Genomic DNA, 8,314 nt, shown 5'->3' with positions numbered 1-8,314 from the left:
GGAATTTTCCCTTTCAACCCGGCGGCGTGTTTGCCGTTGCTCCGTGTCGATGGAGGCGCATTATAGGGAGTAATTCGGCGCTGACAAGCGGAAAAATGCATTTTTATTTCAACCGCTCATCTTTTCGTCGTAACGCCTATTTTTGCTGCTTTTTGATGGCCTCAGGCAGTGCGGCAAGGCTTTCCAGAACCCAATCTGCGGCTTCTTCCGCCTCCGGGGTGACCGGCTTACCGGTGCGGACAAGGACTTTTGTTCCTACGCCTGCCTCGTGGGCCGCCTGCATATCCTCCAGTTTGTCGCCAACCATATAAGAAGCGGCCATGTCGATATGCAGAAAATCGCGTGCGGAGATAAACATGCCCGGATGCGGTTTGCGGCAGTCGCAGGTCTGGCGATACTCTTCCACCGTGCCCTGAGGATGATGCGGACAGTAGTAGATGCCATCGAGGTCAACATCGCGATCCGCCAGCGACCAGTCCATCCATTCGGTCAGTGTCTCAAACTGCGCCTCAGTGAACTTGCCGCGGGCGATGCCGGACTGGTTGGTCACCAGCACCAGCGCGAAGCCCATTGCTTTTAATTCGCGCATGGCGTCTATCGCGCCATCAATAAATTCGAACTCATCAATTTCGTGCACATAGCCATGATCGACATTAATGGTGCCGTCACGGTCAAGAAAAATAGCGGGAACGCTCTTTGCCACCGGTTTGCTCCTGAATAAGGCATGTAGCGTTTAGTATCTCATGTTTCCTACCGCAAGAAAGTGCTCATTAGCAAGAGTCCTGATTGATTTAGACGTCTGGATGCCTTAACATCCATTTCATTCACGGTAACAGCACCACTGCCGCAGCAGAAAATGCCGCCGCAATACTTTAAATGATAATAAATAGCTAATGATTAAACTTTCACATATCACCAAAGTGTTCCAGCAGGGCCACCGCACCATTCAGGCGCTAAATGATGTCAGCCTGCACGTGCCTGCCGGACAGATTTACGGCGTTATCGGCGCCTCGGGGGCGGGAAAAAGCACCCTGATCCGCTGCGTTAATCTGCTAGAGCGCCCGACGGAGGGCAGCGTGCAGGTTGATGGCCAGGAGCTGACCACCCTTTCCGAATCGCAGCTGACCAGGGCGCGCCGCCAGATTGGCATGATCTTCCAGCACTTTAACCTGCTGGCCTCCCGCACGGTATTTGGCAACGTCGCCCTGCCCCTTGAGCTGGACAACACGCCGAAGGAAGAGATTAAGCGCCGCGTCAGCGAGCTGCTGGAGCTGGTCGGCCTCGGCGACAAGCACGACAGCTATCCCGCTAATCTCTCCGGCGGCCAGAAGCAGCGCGTAGCCATCGCCCGCGCGCTCGCCAGCAATCCGAAAGTATTGCTGTGCGATGAGGCCACCAGCGCGCTGGATCCGGCGACCACCCGCTCTATCCTCGAGCTGCTGAAGGACATTAACCGCCGTCTCGGCCTGACCATTCTCCTTATTACCCACGAGATGGACGTCGTGAAGCGCATCTGCGACTGCGTGGCGGTGATCAGCAACGGGCAGCTTATCGAGCAGGATACGGTCAGCGAAGTGTTCTCCCATCCGAAAACGCCGCTGGCGCAGCAGTTTATTCAGTCCACGCTGCACCTCGATATCCCGGAAGACTACCTGGCGCGCCTCAAGCCGGAACAGCAGGCCGACAGCGTGCCGATGCTGCGCATGGAGTTCACCGGTCAGTCGGTCGACGCGCCGCTGCTATCCGAGACCGCCAGGCGTTTCAACGTCAATAACAACATCATTAGCGCCCAGATGGATTACGCGGGCGGCGTTAAGTTCGGCATCATGCTGACCGAAATGCACGGTCAACAGCAGGATACACAGGCAGCCATTGCGTGGCTGCAGCAACATCACGTGAAGGTAGAGGTACTGGGTTATGTCTGAGGCAATGATGTGGCTACTGGGACGCGGCGTCTGGGAGACGCTGGCCATGACCTTCGTCTCCGGCTTTTTTGGTTTCGTTATCGGCCTGCCGGTGGGCGTGCTGCTTTATACCACGCGCCCGGGACAGATTATTGAGAACGCGAAGCTTTACCGCACGCTGTCGGCGCTGGTAAATATCTTCCGTTCGATCCCCTTTATTATTTTGCTCGTATGGATGATCCCGTTCACCAGGGTTATCGTAGGAACCTCCATCGGTCTGCAGGCGGCGATTGTGCCGCTGACCGTTGGCGCGGCGCCGTTTATTGCCCGCATGGTGGAAAACGCCCTGCTGGAGATCCCGACCGGCCTTATCGAAGCCTCCCGCGCAATGGGCGCGACGCCGATGCAGATCGTGCGTAAGGTCCTGCTGCCGGAAGCGCTGCCGGGCTTGGTTAATGCCGCCACCATCACGCTGATTACCCTGGTCGGCTACTCGGCAATGGGCGGCGCGGTCGGCGCCGGCGGTCTGGGGCAGATTGGCTATCAGTACGGCTACATTGGCTATAACGCCACGGTGATGAATACCGTGCTGGTATTGCTGGTGGTTCTGGTTTATTTAATTCAATTCTCTGGCGATCGCATCGTCCGGGCAGTGACTCACAAATAACGTTACACACAACAGACAACTCAACGAGTTTAAGGAAATAAGATGGCGTTTAAGTTTAAGACCTTTGCGGCAGTGGGTGCCCTGATTGGTTCTCTGGCACTGGTGGGTTGCGGTCAGGATGAAAAAGATCCGAACCACATTAAAGTCGGCGTGATCGTCGGCGCCGAGCAGCAGGTCGCGGAAGTGGCGCAGAAAGTGGCCAAAGAGAAGTACGGTCTTGACGTTGAGCTGGTCACCTTCAACGACTACGTGCTGCCGAACGAAGCGCTGAGCAAAGGCGATATCGACGCTAACGCCTTCCAGCACAAGCCTTACCTCGATCAGCAGATCAAAGATCGCGGCTACAAGCTGGTCGCCGTCGGCAACACCTTTGTGTATCCGATTGCCGGCTACTCGAAAAAAATCAAATCGCTGGATGAGCTGAAGCCGGGCGATCAGGTTGCCGTGCCTAATGACCCGACTAACCTGGGCCGTACCCTGCTGCTGCTGCAAAAAGTGGGTCTTATCAAGTTGAAAGATGGCGTAGGCCTGCTGCCGACGGCGCTGGATATTACCGAAAACCCGAAAAACCTGAAGATTGTTGAGCTGGAAGCCCCGCAACTGCCGCGCTCCCTGGACGATGCGCAGATCGCGCTGGCGGTGATCAACACCACCTACGCCAGCCAGATTGGCCTGACCCCGGCCAAAGACGGTATCTTCGTGGAAGACAAAGACTCTCCGTACGTTAACCTGATCGTGACCCGTGAAGATAACAAAGACGCTGAAAACGTGAAGAAATTCGTCGAAGCCTATCAGTCCGACGAAGTTTACGAAGCGGCGAATAAGATCTTTAACGGCGGCGCCGTTAAGGGCTGGTAATCTTTTTACAAAGTAATATCATTCAGGGCGGGCTTATGCCCGTCCTGTCGTTTAAGCTGTCAACGGATTCGATGATTTCGGTTTTTTATTCTTTGAGGACATATTATGCGTGCTTTACCGGTCTGTTTTTTAGCGCTCGCCCTGAGCGGTTGTTCCATGCTAAGCAGATCTCCCGTTGAACCCGAACAAAGCACCGCAGCGCCAGCCAAAGCAGAACCGGTTAAACCGAAAGCGCCGCGCGCCGCGCCGGTAAGAATTTATACCAAAGCCGAGGATCTGGTCGGCAAGCCGTTCCGCGATCTCGGCGAGGTCAGCGGCGACTCCTGCCAGGCCAGCAACCAGGACTCACCGCCGAATATCCCGACCGCACGTAAACGCATGCAGATCAACGCCTCTAAAATGCGCGCTAATGCGGTACTGCTGCACAGCTGTGAAGTCACCAGCGGCACGCCGGGCTGCTATCGTCAGGCCGTATGCGTAGGTTCGGCCCTTAACGTCTCGGCGAAATGAGCGCCTTCTCTTTCGAACAGATAGGCGTTATTCGCTCCCCTTATAAAGAGAAGTTTGCCGTACCGCGCCAGCCGGGCCTGGTGAAGCACGCCAGCGGCGAGCTTCACCTGCTACCTCCCTATAACCAGGCCGACGCCGTGCGCGGCCTGGAGTCGTTCAGCCATCTGTGGATCCTGTTTGTCTTCCATCAGACCATGGAAGGCGGCTGGCGGCCTACCGTGCGCCCTCCCCGCCTCGGCGGCAATGCGCGCATGGGCGTCTTCGCCACCCGCTCGACCTTCCGGCCAAACCCCGTCGGCATGTCGCTGGTCGAACTGCAGGCGATCCGCTGCCGGGGCGACAAGGTGATTCTCCAGCTCGGCAGCCTCGATCTGGTTGACGGCACGCCGGTGGTGGATATCAAACCCTACCTGCCTTTTGCCGAAGCCCTGCCGGAAGCCGCAGCCAGCTATGCCCAGCAGGCCCCGCAGGCGGAGATGGCGGTGAGCTTCAGCCCGGAGGTTGCGCAGCGGCTGCCGGCGCTTGAGAAACGCTATCCTCACCTCGGCGATTTTATTATTGAGGTGCTGGCGCAGGATCCGCGCCCGGCCTATCGTAAAGGGGAAGAGAGCGGCAAAACTTATGCGGTATGGCTGCACGATTTCAACGTCCGCTGGCGGGTTACTGAGGCGGGCTTTGAGGTCTTCGCCCTCGAGCCGCGCTAATTTTCTGCTCCTCTCTTTTGACAACCCTGCCAGGCTGATAAACTAAACCACTTTTTTTGACTCAGGCGGACGTTCCGCCTGCACCGACCGTTCAAATGGAACCGTAATATCATGCGTACTAGCCAATACATGCTCTCCACGCTCAAGGAGACACCTGCCGACGCCGAAGTGATCAGCCACCAGCTGATGCTGCGCGCCGGGATGATCCGCAAGCTGGCCTCCGGGTTATACACCTGGCTGCCGACCGGCCTGCGCGTCCTGAAAAAAGTCGAGAACATCGTGCGTGAAGAGATGGAAAACGCCGGTGCCATCGAGGTGTCGATGCCGGTGGTGCAGCCTGCTGACCTGTGGCAGGAGAGCGGCCGCTGGGAGCAGTACGGCCCTGAGCTGCTGCGCTTTGTCGATCGCGGCGAGCGTCCGTTTGTCCTCGGTCCGACCCACGAAGAAGTGATCACCGATCTGATCCGCAACGAGCTGAGCTCCTACAAGCAGCTGCCGCTGAACTTCTTCCAGATCCAGACCAAATTCCGCGACGAAGTGCGCCCGCGCTTTGGCGTGATGCGCTCCCGCGAGTTCATCATGAAGGACGCCTACTCCTTCCACACCTCGCAGGAATCGCTGCAGGAAACCTACGACAAGATGTACGCGGCCTACAGCAAAATCTTCAGCCGCATGGGCCTCGACTTCCGCGCCGTGCAGGCCGATACCGGCTCCATCGGCGGCAGCGCCTCCCACGAGTTCCAGGTGCTGGCCTCCAGCGGTGAGGATGACGTAATCTTCTCCAGCGAGTCCGACTACGCCGCCAACATCGAGATGGCCGAAGCCGTTGCGCCTGCCGCGCCGCGCGCCGCCGCGACTCAGGAGATGACCCTGGTCGATACCCCGAACGCCAAAACCATCGCCCAGCTGGTTGAGCAGCACAATCTGCCGATTGAAAAAACGGTCAAAACCCTGCTGGTGAAAGCCGCCGAAGGCCGTGAATATCCGCTAGTTGCCCTGCTGGTGCGCGGCGATCACGAACTGAATGAAATTAAAGCCGAGAAGCTGCCGCAGGTCGCCAGCCCGCTGACCTTCGCCACCGAAGAGGAGATCCGCGCCGTGGTTAACGCCGGTCCCGGCTCTCTGGGCCCGGTGAACATGCCGGTACCGGTCGTGATTGACCGCAGCGTTGCCGCCATGAGCGACTTCGGCGCCGGGGCCAATATCGACAACAAACACTACTTCGGCATCAACTGGGATCGCGACGTCGCCACCCCGGAAGTGGCCGATATCCGCAACGTGGTGGTCGGCGACCCGAGCCCGGACGGCAAAGGCACCCTGCTGATCAAGCGCGGTATCGAAGTGGGACACATCTTCCAGCTCGGCACCAAGTACTCTGAAGCGATGAAGGCATCGGTGCAGGGCGAAGACGGGCGCAACCAGATCCTGACCATGGGCTGCTACGGTATCGGCGTGACCCGCGTGGTGGCGGCGGCTATCGAGCAGAACCACGACGATCGCGGCATTCTGTGGCCGGACAACATTGCCCCGTTCCAGGTCGCTATCCTGCCGATGAACATGCACAAATCCTACCGCGTGCAGGAGCTGGCCGAGAAGCTGTACGGCGAGCTGCGCGCGCAGGGTATCGAAGTGCTGATGGACGACCGCAAAGAGCGTCCGGGCGTGATGTTTGCCGATATGGAGCTTATCGGTATTCCGCACACCGTGGTCATCGGCGACCGCAACCTCGACAATGACGATATCGAGTACAAATACCGCCGCAGCGGCGACAAGCAGCTGATCAAAACCGGCGAGATCCTCGACTACCTGGTGAAGGCCATTAAAGGCTGAACATAAAAAAAGCCCCGCGAGGGGCTTTTTTGTTTCTGCGCAGGCTTAATCAGCGCACGCTTTTCCGGCCTGAAACTCACCGCGCCCGTCCGGGACGAGAAGCGTTTCCATCGCCCCACTGTCGGGGTTCGGCTCAAGCGCCAGGTGACCTTTAATCACCAGCAGCACCGGCTTTGCGCTGCTGCGGCTGGCGGCGGCATAGCCCTCCTCCAGCGCAATCGTATTATCGACCGGCAGGCGCACGCCCGTCGCGCAGTCGGTGAAGATCGCCACGTCGGCATAATAGATGTACATGCCGCGCATCGCCATCGGCGTTGTCGGCAGGCTGGCTTTCACCGGCGCCAGCGTATAGCGGTTCGAAGACGGGATCGGGCTACCGTCGCGCGCCAGCATCTCCAGCCTGTCGCCCTTCACCCGGTAGTAGCGTTTTTCGCCCCGGCCGTCGGTCAGGACCAGCTTCTCGGCGGTGCGCGCCCAGCGTCCCCAGGAGCCGAAGGTGGCGCTTTTAGCCCCCTTGAGATAGTGCTCGTTCATCACCCAGGTGCCGTCCTGATTGAGGAACAGCGAGGTCTCAATACCTTCACAGTCCGCGCAGGGCACGACGCCCCGCCAGCTTTGCGGCATCGGCTGCAGCTTTTCCTGCTGACCCACTTTTTGCAGCGGCTCGTCGCTGCGGTTATTACACCCCGGCAGCGCGCAGAGCATGCCGAGCGCGGCCGCAGCCAGTAATAGTTTCTTCACGTTTATATCCTTATCTTCCCTGGCCGGTGAGCTACTCACCGGAATGTCGAACTTTTCCGCGCAGCGCTTTGATCGACGATTTGCCCGATTTGGCGTTCAGCCTGCGCTCTTTTGAGGCCCGCGTAGGTCTGGTTGCCCGGCGCCGCTTTTGTTCAGCGGTCAGCGACTGAATAGTTGTCACCAGCCTGGCGATGGCCGCCTCGCGGTTCATCTCCTGGCTGCGGTGCTCCTGGGCCTTGATGATGATCATCCCGTCGGCCGTCAGCAGGTGGTGGCTGGCGGCCAGCAGCCGCTCTTTATAGGCGTCCGGCAGGCTGGACTCCCGGATGTTAAAGCGCAAATGGATAGCCGTCGAGGCCTTATTCACGTGCTGCCCACCGGCGCCCTGCGCGCGGATAGCGGTGATTTCGACCTCATCGTCCGCCAGCGCTACCCGTCCGGAGATAACAATCACGGCGCGGGCTGCCAGCAGGTGGGAACAATTTCCAGATTATTCTGCTCGTCCGACAGCCAGAGAGTCCCCTCCTGAAGCGTAGCCTGCAGGGTCATATTGCGGGCGGCAAAGGCCGCCAGCTGGCTGAGCTGAGCATCGTCCAGATACCAGATAGTCAGGTTGGCAAAGCCGGCCAGCGCCGCCTGATTCTGCTGACGCCAGATCTCCGCCGCCCGGCTGTTGTAGGTAAACAGCGCCACCTGCTGCGAGCGGGAGCAGGCCTTCTTGATGCGCCGCTCTTCCGGCAGGCCCAGTTCGATCCACAGATCGATACCCAGATGATCGTTAAGCAGCCACAGCTCCGGCTCATCGTCCGCGCTGAGGCCGCGGGTAAACTGCAGCCGGTCATCGGCGTACATTATCCACGCCAGCAGGCGCAGCATCATCCGCTCTTCGGTCTCCGAAGGGTGCTTCGCCAGCGTCAGGCTGGCGTCGAGAAACCGGTTGCGGTCGAGATCGGCAACGTTCACCGCTGCTTTATAAATTGTCGCTTTCAGCGCCATGGGGTCACTCCTGAAAAATGGCGGATATTGTACCGAAATCAGCGGCAAAAGGCTGTTCGCAATTGGCGGGGGGACAGTTTTTCATCCTGCTGATATTCATTTTA

10 protein-coding genes are annotated in these 8,314 nt (G+C 58.7%); 6 read left to right on the top strand and 4 right to left on the bottom strand.

Going from position 1 to position 8,314, the window contains the following annotated elements; genetic code table 11:
* Positions 1 to 136: 136 nt before the first annotated feature.
* Positions 137 to 703, bottom strand: coding sequence for a D-glycero-beta-D-manno-heptose 1,7-bisphosphate 7-phosphatase (gene gmhB / locus ENGE1_RS08105; protein WP_043085865.1), 567 nt, complete (start codon positions 701 to 703; stop codon positions 137 to 139).
* A gap of 190 nt (positions 704 to 893) precedes the next feature.
* Here gmhB and metN point away from each other — a divergent pair, with 190 nt between their 5' ends.
* The 6 genes from metN to proS all read left to right on the top strand — a co-directional run bounded on the left by metN (position 894) and on the right by proS (position 6,473).
* On the top strand, positions 894 to 1,925 hold the full coding sequence (metN, locus tag ENGE1_RS08100; RefSeq protein WP_043085867.1) for a methionine ABC transporter ATP-binding protein MetN: 1,032 nt from the start codon (positions 894 to 896) through the stop codon (positions 1,923 to 1,925).
* Positions 1,918 to 2,571, top strand: coding sequence for a methionine ABC transporter permease MetI (locus tag ENGE1_RS08095; protein WP_043085868.1), 654 nt, complete (start codon positions 1,918 to 1,920; stop codon positions 2,569 to 2,571). The genes metN and ENGE1_RS08095 overlap by 8 nt, the downstream gene beginning before the upstream one ends.
* A gap of 42 nt (positions 2,572 to 2,613) precedes the next feature.
* Positions 2,614 to 3,429 carry a methionine ABC transporter substrate-binding lipoprotein MetQ gene (gene metQ / locus ENGE1_RS08090; protein WP_043085869.1) on the top strand — a complete coding sequence of 272 codons (816 nt, stop codon included), beginning with the start codon at positions 2,614 to 2,616 and terminating at the stop codon, positions 3,427 to 3,429.
* A gap of 105 nt (positions 3,430 to 3,534) precedes the next feature.
* The gene (gene rcsF, locus ENGE1_RS08085) at positions 3,535 to 3,939 is read left to right on the top strand and encodes an Rcs stress response system protein RcsF (protein WP_043085872.1); all 405 of its coding nucleotides are present in this window, start codon (positions 3,535 to 3,537) and stop codon (positions 3,937 to 3,939) included.
* Positions 3,936 to 4,643, top strand: a complete 708-nt coding sequence (tsaA, locus tag ENGE1_RS08080) for a tRNA (N6-threonylcarbamoyladenosine(37)-N6)-methyltransferase TrmO (protein ID WP_043085875.1) — start codon at positions 3,936 to 3,938, stop codon at positions 4,641 to 4,643. The genes rcsF and tsaA overlap by 4 nt, the downstream gene beginning before the upstream one ends.
* A 111-nt stretch (positions 4,644 to 4,754) precedes the next feature.
* Positions 4,755 to 6,473, top strand: a complete 1,719-nt coding sequence (gene proS, locus ENGE1_RS08075) for a proline--tRNA ligase (protein ID WP_048253143.1) — start codon at positions 4,755 to 4,757, stop codon at positions 6,471 to 6,473.
* Positions 6,474 to 6,518: 45 nt separating this feature from the next.
* Here proS and nlpE read toward each other — a convergent pair whose 3' ends face one another.
* Genes nlpE through ENGE1_RS08060 form a run of 3 tightly spaced genes read right to left on the bottom strand, consistent with a single transcriptional unit; the run spans position 6,519 to position 8,210 of the window.
* Positions 6,519 to 7,214: an envelope stress response activation lipoprotein NlpE gene (gene nlpE / locus ENGE1_RS08070; RefSeq protein WP_043085879.1), complete on the bottom strand. Its 696-nt coding sequence runs from the start codon at positions 7,212 to 7,214 to the stop codon at positions 6,519 to 6,521.
* Between the two features lie 31 nt (positions 7,215 to 7,245).
* Positions 7,246 to 7,668, bottom strand: coding sequence for an alternative ribosome rescue aminoacyl-tRNA hydrolase ArfB (arfB, locus tag ENGE1_RS08065; protein ID WP_043085881.1), 423 nt, complete (start codon positions 7,666 to 7,668; stop codon positions 7,246 to 7,248).
* A complete protein-coding gene (locus ENGE1_RS08060; protein WP_043085883.1) occupies positions 7,665 to 8,210 on the bottom strand; it encodes a YaeQ family protein in 546 nt (181 codons plus the stop codon). Before ENGE1_RS08060 ends, arfB begins: the two co-directional genes overlap by 4 nt.
* Between the last annotated feature and the right edge of the window lie 104 nt (positions 8,211 to 8,314).

Source organism: Pluralibacter gergoviae ATCC 33028 = NBRC 105706 (assembly GCF_001598855.1).
Lineage (GTDB): Bacteria > Pseudomonadota > Gammaproteobacteria > Enterobacterales > Enterobacteriaceae > Pluralibacter > Pluralibacter gergoviae.
Note: the sequence above shows the minus strand (reverse complement) of the source record. Positions and strands in the feature narration are given on the sequence as shown.

What these genes read in the sequence shown, in the direction of transcription:
- rcsF (WP_043085872.1), top strand. Translation starts at nt 3,535, where the DNA reads ATGCGTGCTTTACCGGTCTGTTTTTTAGCGCTCGCCCTGAGCGGTTGT.
- ENGE1_RS08060 (WP_043085883.1), bottom strand. Translation starts at nt 8,210, where the DNA reads ATGGCGCTGAAAGCGACAATTTATAAAGCAGCGGTGAACGTTGCCGAT.
- proS (WP_048253143.1), top strand. Translation starts at nt 4,755, where the DNA reads ATGCGTACTAGCCAATACATGCTCTCCACGCTCAAGGAGACACCTGCC.
- ENGE1_RS08095 (WP_043085868.1), top strand. Translation starts at nt 1,918, where the DNA reads ATGTCTGAGGCAATGATGTGGCTACTGGGACGCGGCGTCTGGGAGACG.
- metQ (WP_043085869.1), top strand. Translation starts at nt 2,614, where the DNA reads ATGGCGTTTAAGTTTAAGACCTTTGCGGCAGTGGGTGCCCTGATTGGT.
- metN (WP_043085867.1), top strand. Translation starts at nt 894, where the DNA reads ATGATTAAACTTTCACATATCACCAAAGTGTTCCAGCAGGGCCACCGC.
- tsaA (WP_043085875.1), top strand. Translation starts at nt 3,936, where the DNA reads ATGAGCGCCTTCTCTTTCGAACAGATAGGCGTTATTCGCTCCCCTTAT.